Annotated in this window: 18 protein-coding genes; 8 read left to right on the forward strand and 10 right to left on the reverse strand. The window is 37.4% G+C overall.

Features of this window, described 5'->3' with window-relative positions; translation table 11 throughout:
- Positions 1–10: 10 nt before the first annotated feature.
- From prc to htpX, 3 genes are all read left to right on the forward strand, one after another.
- Positions 11–2,071 carry a carboxy terminal-processing peptidase gene (prc, locus tag PMI_RS04935; protein ID WP_004242574.1) on the forward strand — a complete coding sequence of 687 codons (2,061 nt, stop codon included), beginning with the start codon at positions 11–13 and terminating at the stop codon, positions 2,069–2,071.
- A 904-nt stretch (positions 2,072–2,975) separates the two neighbouring features.
- Positions 2,976–4,328, forward strand: coding sequence for an OprD family outer membrane porin (locus PMI_RS04940; RefSeq protein ID WP_004242576.1), 1,353 nt, complete (start codon positions 2,976–2,978; stop codon positions 4,326–4,328).
- Positions 4,329–4,707: 379 nt separating this feature from the next.
- Positions 4,708–5,586, forward strand: a complete 879-nt coding sequence (gene htpX, locus PMI_RS04945) for a protease HtpX (RefSeq protein WP_004242578.1) — start codon at positions 4,708–4,710, stop codon at positions 5,584–5,586.
- Positions 5,587–5,910: 324 nt separating this feature from the next.
- Here the strand turns inward: htpX and PMI_RS04950 are convergent, their stop codons facing one another.
- From PMI_RS04950 to hxpB, 3 genes are all read right to left on the reverse strand, one after another.
- A complete protein-coding gene (locus PMI_RS04950) occupies positions 5,911–7,302 on the reverse strand; it encodes an L-cystine transporter (protein ID WP_012367829.1) in 1,392 nt (463 codons plus the stop codon).
- Between the two features lie 241 nt (positions 7,303–7,543).
- A complete protein-coding gene (locus tag PMI_RS04955) occupies positions 7,544–8,110 on the reverse strand; it encodes a metal-dependent hydrolase (protein WP_004242580.1) in 567 nt (188 codons plus the stop codon).
- Positions 8,111–8,367: 257 nt separating this feature from the next.
- Positions 8,368–9,036 carry a hexitol phosphatase HxpB gene (gene hxpB, locus PMI_RS04960; protein ID WP_004242581.1) on the reverse strand — a complete coding sequence of 223 codons (669 nt, stop codon included), beginning with the start codon at positions 9,034–9,036 and terminating at the stop codon, positions 8,368–8,370.
- A gap of 185 nt (positions 9,037–9,221) precedes the next feature.
- Between hxpB and PMI_RS04965 the strand changes: the two genes are divergently transcribed.
- A complete protein-coding gene (locus tag PMI_RS04965) occupies positions 9,222–9,776 on the forward strand; it encodes a YniB family protein (protein WP_004242582.1) in 555 nt (184 codons plus the stop codon).
- A gap of 93 nt (positions 9,777–9,869) precedes the next feature.
- Here PMI_RS04965 and PMI_RS04970 read toward each other — a convergent pair whose 3' ends face one another.
- From PMI_RS04970 to PMI_RS04990, 5 genes are all read right to left on the reverse strand, one after another.
- Positions 9,870–10,742, reverse strand: coding sequence for a fructosamine kinase family protein (locus PMI_RS04970; protein ID WP_004242583.1), 873 nt, complete (start codon positions 10,740–10,742; stop codon positions 9,870–9,872).
- Positions 10,743–10,892: 150 nt separating this feature from the next.
- Complete coding sequence (locus PMI_RS04975; RefSeq protein WP_004242584.1) at positions 10,893–11,750, reverse strand: metal ABC transporter permease; 858 nt, start codon at positions 11,748–11,750, stop codon at positions 10,893–10,895.
- Entirely contained in the window at positions 11,747–12,658 is a 912-nt protein-coding gene (locus PMI_RS04980) for a metal ABC transporter permease (RefSeq protein WP_004242585.1), read from the reverse strand. The genes PMI_RS04975 and PMI_RS04980 overlap by 4 nt, the downstream gene beginning before the upstream one ends.
- Positions 12,659–12,660: 2 nt before the next feature.
- On the reverse strand, positions 12,661–13,548 hold the full coding sequence (locus PMI_RS04985) for a manganese/iron ABC transporter ATP-binding protein (RefSeq protein WP_004251467.1): 888 nt from the start codon (positions 13,546–13,548) through the stop codon (positions 12,661–12,663).
- Positions 13,545–14,453: a metal ABC transporter substrate-binding protein gene (locus PMI_RS04990; protein ID WP_004242594.1), complete on the reverse strand. Its 909-nt coding sequence runs from the start codon at positions 14,451–14,453 to the stop codon at positions 13,545–13,547. Before PMI_RS04990 ends, PMI_RS04985 begins: the two co-directional genes overlap by 4 nt.
- A 390-nt stretch (positions 14,454–14,843) precedes the next feature.
- Here PMI_RS04990 and PMI_RS04995 point away from each other — a divergent pair, with 390 nt between their 5' ends.
- Positions 14,844–15,545, forward strand: a complete 702-nt coding sequence (locus tag PMI_RS04995) for a transglycosylase SLT domain-containing protein (protein WP_004242595.1) — start codon at positions 14,844–14,846, stop codon at positions 15,543–15,545.
- Here PMI_RS04995 and PMI_RS05000 read toward each other — a convergent pair.
- Together PMI_RS05000 and PMI_RS05005 are read right to left on the reverse strand one after the other, a co-directional pair.
- A complete protein-coding gene (locus tag PMI_RS05000) occupies positions 15,497–16,231 on the reverse strand; it encodes a MarC family NAAT transporter (RefSeq protein WP_004242597.1) in 735 nt (244 codons plus the stop codon). The genes PMI_RS04995 and PMI_RS05000 overlap by 49 nt on opposite strands.
- A 106-nt stretch (positions 16,232–16,337) precedes the next feature.
- Complete coding sequence (locus PMI_RS05005) at positions 16,338–16,934, reverse strand: GNAT family N-acetyltransferase (RefSeq protein ID WP_004247938.1); 597 nt, start codon at positions 16,932–16,934, stop codon at positions 16,338–16,340.
- Positions 16,935–17,200: 266 nt separating this feature from the next.
- On the opposite strand from PMI_RS05005, the gene PMI_RS05010 reads away from it, so the two are divergent.
- The 3 genes from PMI_RS05010 to PMI_RS05020 all read left to right on the forward strand — a co-directional run bounded on the left by PMI_RS05010 (position 17,201) and on the right by PMI_RS05020 (position 19,470).
- On the forward strand, positions 17,201–17,554 hold the full coding sequence (locus tag PMI_RS05010; RefSeq protein ID WP_012367830.1) for a tRNA-binding protein: 354 nt from the start codon (positions 17,201–17,203) through the stop codon (positions 17,552–17,554).
- A 91-nt stretch (positions 17,555–17,645) separates the two neighbouring features.
- Positions 17,646–18,332 (forward strand): helix-turn-helix transcriptional regulator, encoded by a 687-nt coding sequence (locus PMI_RS05015; RefSeq protein ID WP_012367831.1) that lies wholly within the window; start codon positions 17,646–17,648, stop codon positions 18,330–18,332.
- Between the two features lie 226 nt (positions 18,333–18,558).
- The gene (locus PMI_RS05020) at positions 18,559–19,470 is read left to right on the forward strand and encodes a fimbrial protein (protein ID WP_012367832.1); all 912 of its coding nucleotides are present in this window, start codon (positions 18,559–18,561) and stop codon (positions 19,468–19,470) included.
- Positions 19,471–19,657 lie beyond the last annotated feature (187 nt).

Below are 19,657 nucleotides of genomic sequence, written 5' to 3' on the forward strand. Positions count from 1 at the left end.
CAACCAGAGCATGAACAAACTTTTAAATGTGGCTTTTGCTATCGGATTAGCGTTAACAGGCACTTCTGCTGTCATGGCTGATAAACCAGCCACGCCAGCCATGGTGACTATTAATCAATTACCGACATTAAAGCAAGAGCCACAACATTCCACAGTGAGTGAACGTGTCACCGCTCGTTTTGAACGTTCCCACTATCGTCAATTCTCGTTAGACGCGAGTTTTTCCGAAAAGATTTTTAATCGTTATCTTAATTTATTGGATTATAGCCATAACGTATTATTAGCGTCAGATATTGCCCAGTTTGATAAAGATAAAACTAAAGTGGGTGAATATTTAAAAACAGGTGAATTAGGTCCTTTATATGATCTGTTTAACCTTGCGCAAAAAAGACGTTTTGAGCGCTTTCAATATGCTTTAAATCGATTAAATCAACCTATCGATCTCACTGGACAAGATAAATTTCAGTTAGATAGAACCAAAGCGCCATGGCCGAAAACGCAAGCTGAATTAGATAAGCTTTGGGATGAAAAAGTAAAATACGACTGGCTAACACTTAAACTCTCTGACAAAACAGATAGTGAAATCAAAGAAACACTGACAAAACGTTATAAAGCTGCATTACGTCGCCAAACACAAAGCCAAAGTGAAGACGTATTCCAAATTATCATGACGGCTTTTGCGCGTGAAATTGATCCCCATACCAGTTATTTATCACCAAGAAATACGGAAGCCTTTGATTCAGAAATGAGCCTTTCATTAGAAGGGATTGGTGCCGTATTACAAATGGATGATGATTATCCAATGATTAATTCCATGGTAACGGGCGGACCGGCTGCTAAAAGTAAAGCGCTAAAAGTAGGTGATAAAATTATCGCTGTCGGTCAACATAATAAACCCATGGTTGATGTGGTTGGTTGGCGCTTAGATGACGTTGTCGCGCTAATCAAAGGCCCTAAAGGTAGCCAAGTTAAACTAGAAGTTATCTCTGATGAAAAAGGGGCGAAGCCAAGAACTATCACTTTAACAAGAGAACAGATCCGCCTAGAAGATAGAGCGGTCAAGTTAACCGAAAAAGTGATTAATGGTGATAAAATCGCTATTTTAGATATTCCTAGTTTCTATGTCGGTTTAACTAATGATGTGAAAACCCAACTACAAAAAGTGGCTAAAGACAATGTATCTGCTTTAGTTATTGATTTACGTGGTAATGGGGGCGGTGCGTTAACGGAAGCTATTGCATTATCAGGTTTATTTATTCCAAGTGGTCCCGTCGTTCAAGTCCGTGATAATAATGGTCGAGTACGCCAGGATTATGATCGTGATGATGTTGTCTATTATAAAGGGCCACTAGTGGTTATCGTTAACCGCTTTAGTGCTTCTGCTTCTGAAATTTTTGCTGCTGCAATGCAAGATTATGGGCGCGCATTAATTGTCGGTGAGCAAACCTTTGGTAAAGGAACGGTGCAACAATATCGTTCATTGACACGAGTTTATGATCAGATGTTAAGTCCTGATTGGCCTAGTTTAGGTTCAGTTCAGTACACTATCCAAAAATTCTATCGTATTAATGGTGGAAGTACCCAATTAAAAGGGGTGACACCAGACTTGTTATTACCAAGCTTTGATAATTCAGAAATGGGGGAAAGCAATGAAGATAATGCTTTACCTTGGGACAGTATTCCACCGGCTAATTATAAGCTGTCTGAGTATTCAGAGAAAATAAAACAAGCACTACCTACATTGACGGATCAACATGCTAAACGTATCGCGAATGATAGAGAGTTTTCATATATCTTTGACGACATCAAGCGCTACAATGAAGCTAAAGCCAAAGGTGAAGATAAGTTTATTATTCTTAATTTTGCAGAGCGCGAAAAAGAGAATAAAGAGCTAGAAGCCATAAAATTACAGCGTATTAACCAACGTCTTAAGTTAGAGGGTAAGCCACCACTAAAATCACTTGATGATTTGCCGAAGGATTATGAAGGCCCTGATCCTTACTTAGATGAAACGGCTAATATTGCGGATGATCTTGCAAAGGTATTAAAACCTAAGAAGTTATTAAATTAAGTTTTTCTACTTAAGAAAGTGATCCAAATTTACCCCCAATAGTTGATTAATCAATTATTGGGGGTTTTTATTTCCCTATATTTGTCTAAAAAAGTATCTGGTATCTAATGCTTTATAATAACCTTAGTTATATCTTTAGTGAGAAAATCGCCTCATACTATTATTTGGCTATTTTTCTCAGTAGTTATATTTGGTTACCAGTAACATAAGGATTCATTAAGATATTTAACTGCTTTTATATAAAAATATTCTTAATATCATGTAATCTAAGTTTTTATTTGAAATCTATTTGATACTAGCTTTGAAAAATATAAATAAATGGAATGCAAGGAGGTTTAGATAAAAAATCTTTTATAAGGTAAATAAAAACTAGATTTTTATCTATTAAATAAGATAAAAAAATAAATGCCTTATTAAATGTGATTAAATTCACATTTAATGGTTTACTTATTGCAATAAATGTAACATGTTGTGACAATGATCGCTCTAGTTGACATAAAATTACGATAGCATACAGATCATAAAATTTTGTATCATTCTGACATACTAAGGTAATAGTAACAGATTAAAAATCTCACCCAAATGCTAAGTGCAAAATCTCTTCTCATCGGCGCAGTTATATAAACGCTAGATGCGCTAATTTTAGAATAGATTTTCTCATTAAGGATTAATGACTAGAAGGTAAGTTATTTATAATTTGCTTAAGCATTTTATTGCTCAAAAAAGTAAATAACAATGTGGTGAGATGACTACCTAGCATTATTGATGCTAAAAAAATAGCGATTTGGCTTAAGTTTATACAATTTAAGCGAGCGTTACTTTTAGCTAAATATAAAAATAGTACTTTGTTTAACTTATTGAATATAAATAAATTTAAATAGTTATTAACCAGGTTGAATTTAAAATGAAACTAAAAAGAATGGTGTTGTTTATGTTTTCCCCTTGTTTTTTAGCTGTGAGCGCTGCTAATGCTGGGAATTGGGAAAATACAATTAAAGAAAGCTCATTTATTTCTGATTCTGAACTTGAGCTGACTACCATTAATATGTGGAAATACCTAAAAACAGAAAACCGTTTTGATAAACAAGAGCAACGTTATAGAAAACAAGTTGCTAATGCTTGGGGTCAAAACTTCCAAGCTGATTTCAGATCTGGCTATTTAGGTGGCATTCTAGGATTCGATGTTTCTTATTATGGTGGTATTAAATTAGGAGCAAGTAAAGACTTCGCTTCTCGTGCCATATTATATAATGATGATGGTGAAGCAAAAGGCTATAACAAAATTGGTCAACGTTTTGCAAAAGTGAGATTCGATTTAGATCCTGTTTTAATTAATGGTAAAGCGGGTTGGTTTACCTTGAAGAATACAGGTATTTTTACTAACTCACAGCGCTTATCATTAAACAGTTATAACGGTTATTACACTAATACGGCGATGGGTGATTGGAGTTTAGATTTGCTGTATCTCGACGGAAAAGTTATGCGTCGTGATAGCCCAAATATCGATAGAATGTATTTCAGTGATGGTAATGGTGTTAGACATAATATTGACCATGTTATTACTGGTGGAGTTAACTATAATTCCAAACCATTAAAAGTCTATTATTTCTATGGTCAGGCGGATGATGTATTCCGTCAACACGGTTTAGAAACAAAATATAAGTTAACATCAGACGTTACTCTAGGTGGTGTTGTTTATTACCACGATTATGGCAGTGAAGGAAAACGCACATTAACCAATGCTAATGCAGGTAAACGTAACTTTGATAAGGATGCATGGCACTTTGCTGGTACTATGGAATGGCGTATTCCTGAATCAGCGTGGACCATTCGTACGGGTGTGACTTATACCGATGCGAAAAAAGCCAATGGTGTTGGTCAATTTGCGCGTAACCCAATTGGGAATACTCGTGGACGCTTTAACTCACCGGCTTATGCAGATATTGACTATGTGCGTGATGGTGAAGTGATGGGGGCATTAGAAGCTGCATACAAAGTTAACAATGAGTTGTCTGTTGGTGCACGGACTAACTATAGTGAATTTAGTTACTCCGGCGAAAGATTAAAACAAGGGCAGTTTGGCTTATTTAGCTACTGGAAGCCAACGGCTAATCTTTCTATTTCTTTAAGTGGCGGTATTGGTTGGCACCATCAACAAGAAAATGATTACACCACACCAAAACTGTATGATGGTCACTCACGACGTGCTCACTCATTATCAGGCTCTATGACAACGACATATCGTTTTAAAATGTAATTGTTTATAGGGTAAGGGATAACAGAATTCATCCCTGTATAGGTGCATGGCTTGCCTGATGGTGAGCCATGTACAAAAATAGATAAAGCTGACATCCAAACCTTTAATCTAACAAAACGCCTTCAATTAATTTATTTTGTTAAAATTTCATCACTAGGCATTTATTTTTGGGCCTATCTTGCCTAGACTGTTATTCCTCCTCTATGTGAAAATAATCCTCCATAATTTAGCTATTAATTACATTTTCTTTTATTAAAATGTAAAGTTATATCGTTTTTAGTAGCAAACAAGTTAAAAGACTTGATAAAATAAAAAAAAGCCTTATTTATAAGATAGTTTTTGCAATGTGGTAATTAGATAAAATAGGAACAGTATCAATATGATGAGGATTGCCTTATTCCTGTTAACAAACTTAGCTGTCATGTTTGTGTTCGGGATCATCTTATCTTTAACAGGTATTCAAGGCCGCAGTGTTCAGGGTTTAATGATCATGGCTGGCCTATTTGGTTTTGGTGGTGCATTTGTTTCTTTACTTATGTCAAAATGGATGGCATTACGATCCGTTGGTGGTCAAGTGATTGAAAATCCAACCTCTGAAGTAGAACGTTGGTTACTTGATACTGTAAGACGTCAGTCTGAGCAAGTGGGGATTAAAATGCCTCAAGTTGCAATCTACGATGCACCAGATATTAATGCGTTTGCAACTGGAGCTCGTCGTGATGCTTCGCTGGTGGCGGTGAGTACCGGATTATTAGCCAGTATGAGCCGTGACGAAGCGGAAGCTGTTATTGCACACGAAATTAGCCATGTTGCCAACGGTGATATGGTAACGATGACCTTGTTACAAGGTGTTGTGAATACTTTCGTGATCTTTATCTCCCGTATCATTGCTCAATTTGTGGCGAATTTTATTTCGAGCGATGAAGAGAGTGAAAACAGTAACGGAAACCCATGGGTATACATGGGCGTTTCTATGGTGCTTGAAATTGTTTTTGGCATTTTGGCAAGTATCATTACGATGTGGTTCTCTCGCTACCGTGAATTCCATGCGGATGCAGGCTCTGCAAAACTGGTTGGCCGTGAGAAGATGATAGCGGCATTACAACGCTTAAAAACCAGCTATGAGCCACAAGAAGAGAGCAGTATGATGGCTTTCTGTATTAATGGCCGTAATAAGTCATTTAGTGAATTATTTTTATCACACCCGCCATTAGATAAGCGTATTGAAGCACTACGTAGTGGCGAATATCTCAAGTAAAAGAAACTATTAGCGATAAATAATTTTTAATTATCAGTTTACAAATGCCAGAGACAGAAATGTTTCTGGCATTTTTGTTGGTGATCCATTAGCTTTGATTAATTCCTACAATCGCTTTTCGTTTTATTTAACAGACCGTTCTGGTTCAGCCAAATATCCTCATCTCTTAATATTTTTATAGGTATTAAGTTAAGCCTCAGAGCTAGTGATGCATGATCATCATATCTATTGATAGATAAAAGGCAGTTAAATTAATATCAAAATAAAAAAGCCAGTTTAAAATTAAACTGGCTTTAAGAGATTTAACTTAATTGTTAATGTGGTTTACTTCACATTAAGTTCAGCTTCTTCTTCCTGATTAAAGATCTCTTTATCTGTTTGGCGCATCATTTGGCTAGTAATAGTACCTGCGGTCATAGAGCCACTAACATTTAATGCAGTACGACCCATATCGATAAGAGGCTCCACAGAAATCAGTAGGGCAACCAGTGTAACGGGTAATCCCATTGCTGGTAAAACGATCAGGGCTGCAAAGGTTGCACCACCACCGACACCCGCAACACCTGCTGAGCTAATGGTTACGATACCCACCAAAGTGGCAATCCAAAGAGGATCGAAAGGATTAATACCGACTGTTGGTGCCACCATAACGGCTAACATAGCAGGATAAATACCGGCACAACCATTCTGACCAATTGTCGCACCAAAAGACGATGAGAAACTGGCAATCGATTCAGGAACACCAATGCGACGAGTTTGTGTTTCGATATTTAATGGAATACTGGCTGCACTCGAACGACTTGTAAATGCAAATGCTAATAATGGTCCTGCTTTTTTGAAGAATTTAATTGGGTTTAAGCCAGTAAATCCAACTAATAAACCATGAACGACAAACATTAAGCCCAGCGCAACATAAGAGGCAACAACGAAGCTACCGAGTTGAATAATGTCATGCAGATTGGAGCTTGCCACAACTTTAGTCATCAGTGCCATTACACCGTAAGGTGTTAATGCCATAACGATACGGACTAACTTCATGATCCACGCTTGTAAGCTATCAATCGCTGCTAATACTTTTTCACCGCGAGGTTTATCTTCTTTAAGCAGTTTTATTGCAGCCATTCCTAGGAATACCGCAAAGATAACTACACTAATAATCGAGGTTGAGCTTGCACCAGTTAAATCGGCAAATGGATTTTTAGGAATAAAAGATAAAATTAATTGAGGTACAGTTAAGTCAGACACTTTACCTATATAATTATGTTGAATAGCGGCTAAACGCTGCGCTTCCTGTTCCCCTTGAACAAGACCTTCCGCTGTTAAACCAAAGATATTGGCTATAACAATACCAATAAGAGCAGCAATTGCCGTTGTAAATAGAAGTGTACCAATGGTTAGTGCACTAATTTTTCCCAATGATGATGCTTGGTGTAAACGTGATACTGCACTTAAAATAGAAGCAAATACCAATGGCATAATAATCATTTGTAACAGTTGCACGTAACCGTTACCAACGATGTTAAACCAAAGGATAGATTCTTTAATAATAGGATCGTGTGCGTCATAGAATGCATGTAACGCCAGCCCAAACACCACCCCAAAGACCAAACCGACAAGAACTTTCTTTGACAGGCTCCACTGACGTTGGCTTAATTTAGCCAAGATGAGTAATAGCACAACAAAGACGAGTACGTTAATAATTAACGGAAAATTCATCTTAACTCTCCAACGAGATTTTTATATATAAATTTGGCGATTGTATGCGATATGAGTTCTTAGGTAATAAGAAAGGATATAACAGCATCAACTCGCTATATGGTAACAGTATTGTTAATAACTTTTTATAATCAATTATTCTTTTATATAGTCGTTTAGTTATAAAAACAAGGAAGATTGGTATAAAAAAGACTAATTAACTATAAATAGATAGAGGAAAGTAGAGAACTGTCAAGGAGAGTTAAAAAGGTGTACGTTTATCGTGGTACATTTGTAACCAGTGATTTATTTGTGTGGGAAGAGAAAAAGTTAGGTGTGGGGGCAGAAATAGTGCACCAACTAAGATGATGACAGAAATAAATCGTTCTCCTTTTTTGCTATTTTTTTTCGCTAAAATCGGTAAGGCAAAACGCATTTTTAGTGGCCATAAAAAAGGTACACCTGATGGTGTTAGCATATCTGCCAGTAGGTGACTTAAGTAACCTAGCAAAAGGGCGTGAAAAAAATCAGCCGAAATCGTGATATAAGGCGCAACTTGTGTTTCCCATAAAATGGCTAAACCACAAAAGGCGAGTAGGCTATGTGTGAAGCCACGATGACCACAGAGTTTTGATAGCGGTAATGAGATTATCCGAAAGAGGCGTCCTAATATAGAGCCTGGATGATCTAAATCTGGTAGTAGTGAACCTAATAAGACAGCAGGGATCATGTGAAACCAATCACCTTGAGCAAGAACGGGGGTTATTTCTAATTTCTGTGCTAAGACGAGTGTTGCAACAGAAAAAAGTAAATGTCCTTCGGCTGTCATTCCTTATCTATGCCTATATGCGGTTTTTACCGCTTGCTGTTCATTTATACAGTGCTTAAGTATAAAAGGTTTTTACAGCAACTAACAGACATAAAAGATAAAAATTGCCTTAATTATTAAGCAATAACAGAAATATTTTATTCGGATGTGTTAAAAATAACCAAATTTTAGATAAGGGATGAGAATTAATATAGAAAAAGGATATCGACAACAAATGATATCCTTCTATAAATTTTTATAGGCTATAACCAAAGTCGTTAGCCTAATAATTGAGATTTGGTTAATTCGTTGAGAGAGGCAATTTTAACATCGGCTAATCCCCAACATTTGTCATTAAACTGCTCCGCTGCAGGCACAACAATTGAGCGCATTCTTGCAGCTTTGCAAGCAATCATACCATTGCGTGAGTCCTCTAAAGAGACACAATTAATGGGTGCGACATTAAGTGCCTTAGCAGCATTGAGATAGACTTCTGGGTGAGGTTTACTGTGCGCTAAATCAGCTGCAGAGACAACAGCAGAGAAGTAATGACGAATATTAAATAACTCAAGTACACGCTCTAGCATAAAATGCGGTGATGCTGAGGCTAAGGCTATCTTTAAACCTAATGATTGACATAAAGATAGGGCATGTTCAACACCAGGGAGCAGCGGTTTTTTATCTTCAATAAGTTGTACAACGCGAGCAATCATTCTTTCTTTAGCTTCTTGTTGTGTTACGCCTTGCCAAGGTGATACTTGATACCAAAGTTCGATAACTTGATCTATTCTTAAGCCGACGGTGTCGGGCATGCTGTCAGCAAGTGATAAATCGACACCTAATTGTGCAAAGACCTCATGTTCTGCTTGTGCCCAAAACGGCTCTGAGTCGATTAGCAAACCATCCATATCAAAAATAGCGGCTTCGATGGGCAATTTAAAAGACATGTTTACTCTCCATAATAAGGTCTATGTTGATGAAAAATGATTGTAGCAAGAGTTGATTGGAAAATCTTTTTTAATCAGTTTCTTATTTCTTTTAAAAAATAAATAGAGAAAATTATAGCTATTAAATTATTGACATATTAGCCGTTAATTAGATTAGGATATTTAGGTGCATATTGCCGAATTCTATGAGTGAGGACAAAATGAGTTATCAACATGCAGGAATATATGCCATTGTAAAACGTGTTATTGGTTGGCTTATTTTTATTCCTGCCTTTATTTCAACGACAGTTTCGTTGATTGAGTTAGCTGCGATGCCAAGAGCAAATGGCGAGGGTGTTAATGCTGTAATTAATGATTTTTTTCGAGTATTAGCAGAAATGGTACAATTTAACACCCCGTGGCTAGACTTTTTTTGGCGTCATTCTCCAGTACCTAACACTCAAATAGGTTTTAGCCAACAGAATATTATCTTCTTTGTGATCTTCTTTTTAATGTTTATTGGCTTAGCACTGAGTGCATCAGGGTTAAGAATGTATCGCCAAGTGAAATATTTAAAGGAAAATATTCAAGATCAACTAATTATTGAACGAGCACTAAAAAGTGGTATTACAGCGCAAGAGCTAGAGCAGAATATAAAATTGCCAAGACATACACTATTTACTCAAGTCATGGTGCTGTATATTTCACCTATTATTGTGATCGCAATTGGTTATTTTCTGCTGAAATTTTTAGGCTGGTAGTTATCTATCACATTGACTTAATTAAAATAAACCTCGCAGGATAACATTTGGCGAGGTTTATTTTTATCTATCGGTAAATAAAATCAGATTGTTTTAGTGTGTGCCGAGCAAATCATCAATGATTTTTCTGGCTGCTAGGTAATCTTTTTCTTCACCGAATAAATGACAGCGATTAAGGAAATAGTAGAGTTGGTAGATAGGCTGGCGTGATAGGAATTTTTCAGATAAAGGCCAGATGCTTTGGTAACCATCAAAAATATTGGCTGGCACAGAAGAGCATAGCGGTAACATGGCAATATCACATTCGCGATCACCCCAATAACAAGCAGGATCGAACATCGTTCCTTCAGATTGACCTATAGCAGCACAATTTTTAGGCCATAAGTTGCCATGTAATAGTGAGGGTTGTGGATGATGATCGGCTAAACGGTGATTAATGATTTGAATGATTTCTTCTATATCACCGAAAACCATCCCTTTCTCTGAAGCGAGTTGCAACTGGATACCGATACGCTTTTCCGAATAGAAGTAATTCCAGCGCTTCTCCCAACCATTTGCTTGAGGTGTGGTATCTATATGGGTATCGAAATCAAAACCATAACGGGGTTGTTCTTCCCATTGATGCAATTTAGCTAACTGTTGACCAAAACAATACGCGCTGTGAGGTGTAAAAGGTTGCACAGGCAGAAATTCTAACAGTAAGAAGCTAGTATCTTTACTATTGCCAATGCCTAATACGCGAGGAATACGGATCGTTTGGCTTTTTGCCAACATTTCAAGCTGTTCTGCTTCATTTTTAAAGGTGGGCAAAAATTCCCGTAGGTTAGATTTTACAAAGACAGGGATCTCACCATATTGAATTTTCCAAGTGTGGTGTATATCACCGCTTGAAAGGTGGTGTTTTTCGCTGATCTTTGCTGAAAATCCTAAATTTGATTCAAGCAAACGACCAATATTCTGCCACATAGATTACACCTCGCAAAGTTGTTTACTTAGTAGACCCAAATAGTAACGAGCGATGTTTATACTATGACAATAACACTTTAATTAAATCAATACAGTATAAAACTAAAAAACGGGATGATTATCCCGTTTTTATAGTAATAAAGATTTTCATTAGGCATTGGCGGGTTTAGTTTGCCGTTTTATTTTTGCCAATTTAATCTGATTACAGAGTAATGCAATAATAAAGAACACCGCTTGCGTGAGTACAATAGAAGGGCCTGTGGCACCGTCAATATGAAAACTGATAAATGTACCAATAACACTCGATATAACAGAAAAAAGGATAGCGAGAGTGATCATTCGAGAGAAGCTTCGCGTTAATAGATAAGCGGTGATCCCCGGAGAAATCAGCATGGCGACCACTAAAATAATCCCAACGGCTTGCATCGAGGCGACAATCGTTAACGCCAAAATAGAGAGTAAGCCATAATGTAATAAAGCGACCGGGAGACCGACAATTCTTGCTTGATTAGGGTCGAAACAATACAACATAAAGTCTTTTTGTTTAACCAGCATAATAGTAATAGTAATTAAACAAATAGCACTAATCTGTATAAGCACATCTGGGGTGATACCTAAGATATTACCAAATAATATATGCATTAAATGTTGGTCAGTATCTACACTAGCGAAGATCACCAAACCGACAGCAAACATACCAGAAAAGACAATTCCCATTACCGTATCTTCTTTTATTCGGCTATGCTCTTTTAAATAACCTGTTGCAAATGAGCAAAATAGGCCCGAAAGAAAAGCCCCTATCGTTAAAGGAATTGCAGTGACATAAGCTAATACCACGCCAGGTAAAACAGCGTGAGAAATAGCATCTCCCATTAGTGACCAACCTTTTAACACCATATAGCAAGATAAAATAGCGCAGGCGATACCAATGATAACCGCGGCAATAATTGCACGTTGCATAAAAGGATATTGAAAAGGTTCAATGAAAAATTCCATTAATTCATTCATAGTTGCACCTCTTCTTGTTGAGTAACGTCTTTTGGATGCTGGGATTGTGAAATAAGTGCTTGTGAACTTTGACGTGCGCGGCGACGGGCTGCCAACATGCCATGTTTAGGCGCAAATAAGAAGGCTAATAAGAAAAGGGCGGTTTGCATTGTGACGATAACGCCCCCCGTAGCACCATTAAAGAAATAACTTAGATAAGCACCAACAGCACTGGTTACTGTACCAATACAAATAGCGATAATAGCGAGTCGTTTAAATTGGTCAGTGAGTAAATAAGCGGTAGCACCGGGAGTAACCACCATAGCAATAACTAAAATAGCGCCGACCGTTTGTAGCGCAGCAACGGTACATGCACTGAGCAAGGTAAAGAAGATGATTTTTAGTTTTAAAGGGGATAAACCAATAGAGCGAGCATGTACTTCATCAAAAAATACAACTAATAAATCTTTCCACATACAAAATAGAATAAGAAAAGAGACACCAGTAATGATAACGACTTGCCAGACATCTTCATCAGCAATGCCGAGAATATTCCCTAAAATAATGGTCTGAACGTTGACGGCAGTAGGGTTTAATGAAACCAGCAACAGACCAAAAGCAAAAAAAGTAGAAAAAATAAAGCCAATCACCGCATCTTCACGTAATCGTGTGATGTGACGAATAAAAGTCATTGATAAAGCAGCAAGTAGACCCGTAAAAAAAGCACCCACTGCGTATGGCAACCCTAAAATATAAGCACCGGCAACGCCGGGAACGACGGAGTGGGAGAGGGCATCTCCCATTAATGACCAACCTTTAAGAATAAGGTAAGAAGATAAAAAGGCACAGACAGCACCAACTAAGGCACTTACCCAGATAGCCTTTACCATATAGTTATACTCAAAAGGTTGTAGGAGTAATTCTAGCATGGCTAATCTCCTTGTTTACGCTTACTTTGATGAGCGGGAGTATGTTGTTCATGGTGACCATAGAAAACGGCAGCGCGTTCATCATCAGTAATAACGGTAAGTGAACGTGGATCGTCGTCGTCGTGAAGATCAGGGCCTGATAAGCTGATATGACGCAATACGCCACCAAAAGCATGCTCTAAATTCTTTTGGGTAAAGGTGGTTTCTGTTGGCCCGCTATCAAGCACTGTTCTATTAATTAAAATAACGTGATCACAAAACTCGGGTACACTACCTAAGTTATGAGTTGATACTAATACTAGGTGACCTTCTTTACGCAAGTTACGTAATAATTCAATAATGGCATTTTCTGTTTTTACGTCCACGCCAGTAAAAGGTTCATCTAATAACAGTACGGTGCCTTCTTGTGCCATTGCTCGTGCTAAGAATACCCGTTTTTTCTGCCCACCAGATAGCTCACCAATTTGGCGATGTCCAAGGCCTGATAAACCGACACGCTCTAAACAAGCTTCAACCACTTCATGATCTTGTTTCGATGGAATACGAAAAAAACCCATTTTTCCATAACGTCCCATCATCACCACATCAGAAACCAGTACAGGAAAGTTCCAGTCAACTTCCTCTGTTTGTGGCACATAAGCAATCATATTTTGTTTAAGTGCTTGCTGAATAGGTTGATTATTTAATGTTACGGTACCTTTTGAAGGTTTGACTAATCCCATAATGGTTTTAAAAAGTGTGGATTTACCACTACCGTTGATGCCCACTAGGGCACAAATTGTGCCACCAGTGATAGAGAAACTTGCATCATAAATAGCAGTGTGACCGTTGTTATAGGTTACCGTTGCATTATCAACAGTAAGAGTAGGATTTATTTTTTTATCATTCATTGTCCAAATCCTTTCGCAATGGTATCGACAGTAATATTAAGTAGATCAATATAAGTAGGGACTTCTCCACCCGGGGCAGAAAGTGAGTCTACATAAAGAACGCCACCATATTTTGCACCAGTCTCTTTACTCACTTGTTTAGCAGGTTTATCGGAAATCGTACTTTCACTAAACACGACAGGAATATGGTGTTCTCTTACGGTATCAATCACGTATTTTACTTGTTGAGGGGTGCCTTGCTCTTCTGCATTAATTGGCCATAAATACACTTCTTTAAAACCATAATCATTGGTTAAATAGCTAAAGGCACCTTCACTCGTTACTAACCAGCGTTTTTCTTCAGGAATACGCGCTAATCTTGCTCTTAATGGTGCATCAAGTTGTTTAATTTGTTCAGCGTAACGCGCGGCATTTTGGTTATAAATTGCGGCATTATCTGGATCGTGTTCAACGAGCGCTTTACGAATATTTTCGATATAAATTAATGCATTGTTAGGCGACATCCATGCATGTGGGTTTGGGTTGTTTTTGTAAGCTCCTTCACGAATAGGCATAGGGGTAATACCTTCAGTGACAACGACCGCAGGCACATTACGTAATTCATTGAAAAAACGTTCGAACCAACGCTCAAGATTTAACCCATTCCATAAAATAAGATCAGCTTTTTGCGCTTTGACAATATCTTTTGGTGTTGGTTGATAATCATGAATTTCTGCACCGGGTTTGGTGATAGATTCAACAACGGCAGCATCGCCAGCAACATTTTGTGCGATATCTTGGATAATAGTAAAAGTCGTGACAACTTTTAGCTTATCTTTTGCCTGTGCAGGGGTTATAAAGAAGATTGAGGCAACTAAGCATAATGCCGTAAGCGAAATTTTATTTACAGAGCGGAACATATCCATATTATATAGCCTTATAATTTTCGTGGAATTCTCTAACTGATAATGATTATCAATATCATTTCAAAAAAGTCAAGTTATCTCTGTGTGAAAGTGAAAATAGCTATTTGATAACAGCTGATACTAAGATAACAGCATGTATTTCAATAAATGTTAAGTAAATTGTCGTCTTTCTTTATAAAAATTAACAATCGATGGTAACTATTGGTGTGAAAGGTTGTTTAATACTCACAATTGATGAAATTTACAGCCAAATCATGGCTTACTGCTGGTTAAGGTATCTGTTTTTATGAGAGAAGCTTATCCTTAGTCCATTTTTTTAATGGACAGCGTTAGGTTTGTGTTTTTTAATAATCTCCTATAAAGCATAGGGCGAAATGATGAGGATAACGTGTGAAGACCAACATAATATTTCCTTTGGCAATTTTACTGCTGGCAGGGTGTGCAGATCCCAATCACCAAACGGCGAAAAAAGAGACACCGCGATTTTTAAATAGCCAGCCTGTAGAGCACAGAGTTAATAATGCCTCAATTTCTACTGCTCAATGGAAAAACACCCCTTTTGATGAGCATATTAAACAAGCTTCAGCCCGTTATGGTGTTGATGAAACCTTAATTAAAGCCATTATTCAGGTAGAATCTAATTTTAGGCCAGAAGTGATAAGTAAATCGAATGCGGTTGGATTAATGCAAATAAAGGCATCCACAGCGGGGAGAGATATTTATCAAAATAGAGGAAAAGCAGGGCAACCAACCACCGCTCAGCTAAAAGATCCGGCTACTAATATTGATTTAGGAACTGCTTATATTCAATTATTAAGAGAGCGCCATTTATCTGGGATCTCCAATCCTGAAACACTCTATTACGCGACTATTTTGGCTTATGTGAATGGGGCGGGTGCATTACTCAGAACTTTTGATAAAAATAGAGATGCGGCGATTGCCAAAATTAATGCCATGAGCGCGGATGATTTTTATCGTTACGTTGAAAAAAATCATCCAGCATCTCAAGCACCACGCTATTTAGCGAAGGTCAAAGCAGCCTATCATTTAGCGGATAACTTTTCTGATAAGCTGGCAGCAGCCGCTGATTGAGCTTGTTGTAATAAAGCGGGGAGATCAGCAATGATTTCAAGTACACCATTAATCATAAACTGAACTCCCATGCAAATTAATAAAAATCCCATAACACGAGAAATAGCATCGATACCACTGTGGCCGAGATAGCGCATAATACCGGTTGAACCGCGCAGTGAAAGCCAAACAATCAGGCTAATTAAAAAGAAAGTGGTAATAGGTGCAACGTACAATACCCATTGCGCAATATCTGTACGTGAAGGAATTGATGCTGCTGTACTGATGATCATCGCAATTGTCCCCGGCCCTGCGGTACTTGGCATGGCTAAGGGCACAAAAGCAATATTGGGCGCCTGAGGATTTCGATGCGGATTTTTTTCTTCTGAAAGCGGATCGTCCACATTGGGAGTATGGGGAAATAACATACTAAAACCAATAAAAGCAACGATCATCCCCCCAGCAATACGAAGGCCTGGAATAGAGATACCAAAGGTCGTCATTATTACACGACCCGCATAAAAAGCGATGGTCATAATAATAAAAATATAGACACATGCCATAAAGGATTGTTGATTACGCTGTTCTTTGGTCATATTCCCCGACAGACCAAGCCAAAGTGCGACCGTGGTGAGTGGGTTAGTTAGCGGTAGAAGTAAAATAAGACCAAGACCGATAGCCTGAAAAAACTGGTAAACAGAGTACATAGAGTGTAAAGGCTCCTAACAACAGGTAATTAAGGCTACCGATCATAGCAAATAAATAGTAATAATAGTGTTGATATTAAGAAATATTTTTATATTTATAAGAAGGTTATGGGTATTTTTTCATTAACCACTCAAGATGTGTTTTCACCGCTTGCCAATCATAATCGGTAATACTATAGATACAGGTATCTCTGCGTTGACCGTTGGTGGTTAAACGATGATTACGTAATATGCCATCGAGTTTTGCACCTAAACGCTCAATCGCTCTACGACTGGTTTGATTTAAGATATGAGTGCGGAATTCAACAGCAATACATTGTAGATCTTCTAATGCATATTTAAGTAATAGATATTTCGCCTCGGTATTAATACCCGTTCTTTGTACCTCTTTTGCATACCATGTTGAACCAATCTCTACTCGAGGTGTATGGTTATCTACGTTCATATAGGTCGTCACTCCCACCACACGCTCACGGCGTTTATCAATAACGGCAAAAGGAAGCATTACTCCTTGTTTTTGTAATTGTCTTTTATGCTCAATATCTTGTTTTAATGTAGTGACAGAAGGAACTGTGGTAAACCAAAGTTCATCAGGCCTATCTTTAGCAATCAGTTCACGTAATGGTGATGCATGCTCCATGCTTAATGGTACTAAACGTACTAAATTACCTTCTAAGGTAGTCCAGTCTGTTATCTTTCTCATAGGCGATTCTCTAAGTCGGTGTATTAAATAGTTTCAAGGCAAGAATACTTTTTATACATAACAAATTTATTAATTGGTACGCTTATTTTAACGGTGATTAAAAATAGCTTAAGAATTTGTTTTTGTATAAAGAGAAAAGTAACGTCATGAGTGTTTAACAACAGAGAATGACAGCTTAGCAACAGGGCAGGATACCGATGTCATGTTAATCTATACTTATTCGATAATCTTAATGAAGACATAGCAATAAAATAATAGGTAGCAAGATGACAGACACCACCAACACCAACACCATCGAATGGGATGACTTTTTACGGGTAGAAATGCGGGTTGGCACAATTATAAGTGCTGAAATAAATAAAAAAGCGAAGAAACCCGCTTATGTAATGGAAGTCAGCTTGGGAGAGCTGGGGACTAAACGCTCTAGTGCGCAAATCACCGTGAATTATACTCCTGAAGAGCTAATTGGTCGCCGAGTTTTATGTGTTTGCAATTTTCCTATTAAGCGGATTGCAGGGATCAAGTCTGAGGTGTTGATTACCGGGGCTGCTGATGAAAACGGTGCTATCGTTCTCGCAGAATTTAATTTACCTGTGCCTGATGGGGCTCGTTTAGCATGATCTATAGCTAATTGTCCTTTTCTTTTAACGCTCACAGCGATTTTGTTGTAGTATTTATTTCACTGTGAGCGTTAATGTGTAAGGGGATGTTTTGTTATTACCTGAATTACATTTGCGATGTTATACACAAGATACGGTATCACATCAGCATGAGAATATCTGGCAGATCATCTTTGGCTTAACCGGAACGATGGAAGTTAATTTCAATCGGCAAGATTTTCTTATTTCTCAACAAAACTATTTAATTATCCCACCTACCATCGATCATGCTTTTGCTGGTCATCTCAATAATAAAAATCTTATTTTAGAACTTCCTGTCACATCACAGTGGCGACTGAATGAAAGAGGGGGAATGTTTGCCTTATCACCCGCAGCAATAGGATTATTAGCGTGGGTACATCAATACCCTCAAGCGCCAGAACATCATTCCACTCTCGCACGTCTGCTATTAGCCCAAATGAAAGTACAACCAAGCTGGGGGGATAAATTAGATCTCTGGCTAGAAGATAAACTGCATATGCCATTAACAGCTTCTGATATTGCTGGTGCATTAAACATATCAATCAGTACGCTACAGCGCAAAGTAAAAGCGGAATTAGGCATATCTATTATGCAGTATGTGATGCAAAAGCGACTCGCTAAATCCGCAGAGTTGCTCAAATACACATCATTAACGATTGAAAATATTGCTTTAGCGGTAGGGTATGATTCACATTCGGCTTTTAGCCAAGCTTTTCGTCAATACTTTCATAAAACCCCCAGTGAATATCGACAGTAAACGACTTACTGATAAAAATGCTGACTTTTGATATGTGATTTATTAATTAATTTTATTAATTTATTTTTTTATTCTCTATTTATTGTGGATAAATAGAGAACAACAAGGTTATATTATTTGTATAGTCTTTTTTTGAATGTATTTCATTGATTATTAATATTTTTTGTCAAAATCTATATGTATTGCTAAAATAATATTAACTAATATTTTTAAATTGGATATGTAAGTGAATTTAATAATAAAGGGGCTTCTTTATCCTTTTTTTGTTTTCTTTTCAGCATATGCATTATCTTTTGGGTGCAGTGTTGATAATGGATATGATATTGAGTCTGGTAATTATAATATTTATGTGCAATTAGAGGCTGAAGTGCAACCTTATCAGAATTTAATTGTTGATCTCTCTAGGCATTTAAAATGTTGGAATAGTTATGGTGGATGGCAAGATGTTGACCATATCAATTTAGAACCAGGGACGGGCTTATCTGGGCCACTATTTAATTTTAGTGGTTCAGTATATTGGTATGGAAATACATATTCATTACCTTTAAATAGTGCGACTAAAGTTTTACATATCGGTGATCTTACCCCTATGCCGATGCCAATGATGTTGTATTTAACGCCTATAAATAACTCACCTGCAGGAGGAGTACTCATTAGATCGGGTGAAACTATTGCAACTATTAATATGTATAAAATAGCGGATTGGGATGGTGGTAATCCTAAATATTTTACGTGGGAAATAGTGTCTAAATATGATGTTACAATGCCAATTAGTGGATGCGACGTTAGTAGCCGAAATGTCAATGTTAATTTACCTCCTTACCCAGGCGAAGCACCGGTCAATTTAAATATCCACTGCGCGCAACCACAAAATATATCATTTTATCTTTCCGGACAAACCACTAATGATGATACAACCTTTATTAATTTAGCAGGCTCTGCAGGGGAAGTCTCTAAAGGTATGGGAGTTCAATTAATGCGTAATGGATATGTAATCCCTGCTAATAAAGCAATATCTTTAGGTAGAGTTAATTCGTCGACTTCATTAGGCTTAAAGGCAAGGTATGGTATGACTGGCGAGCGTGTAACTGCTGGAAAAGTAAAATCAATTATAGATGTTAACTTTATATATGAGTGAATTATTTATTAATTTAATATCTATGATTTTAATTAGCGTAAATAGCAAATGGGGACAGATATACTCGCGCAATTAAAAGCATATATAATTTGTTGTTGCTATGATAATATCACGCTTGAGTTATAGCAGTATGCCAAAGCACTTTTATTATCCTAAACACTTTGGTGTACATAACTTGCAGAGTGAA

The sequence above is a fragment of the Proteus mirabilis HI4320 genome (assembly GCF_000069965.1).
Taxonomy (GTDB): domain Bacteria; phylum Pseudomonadota; class Gammaproteobacteria; order Enterobacterales; family Enterobacteriaceae; genus Proteus; species Proteus mirabilis.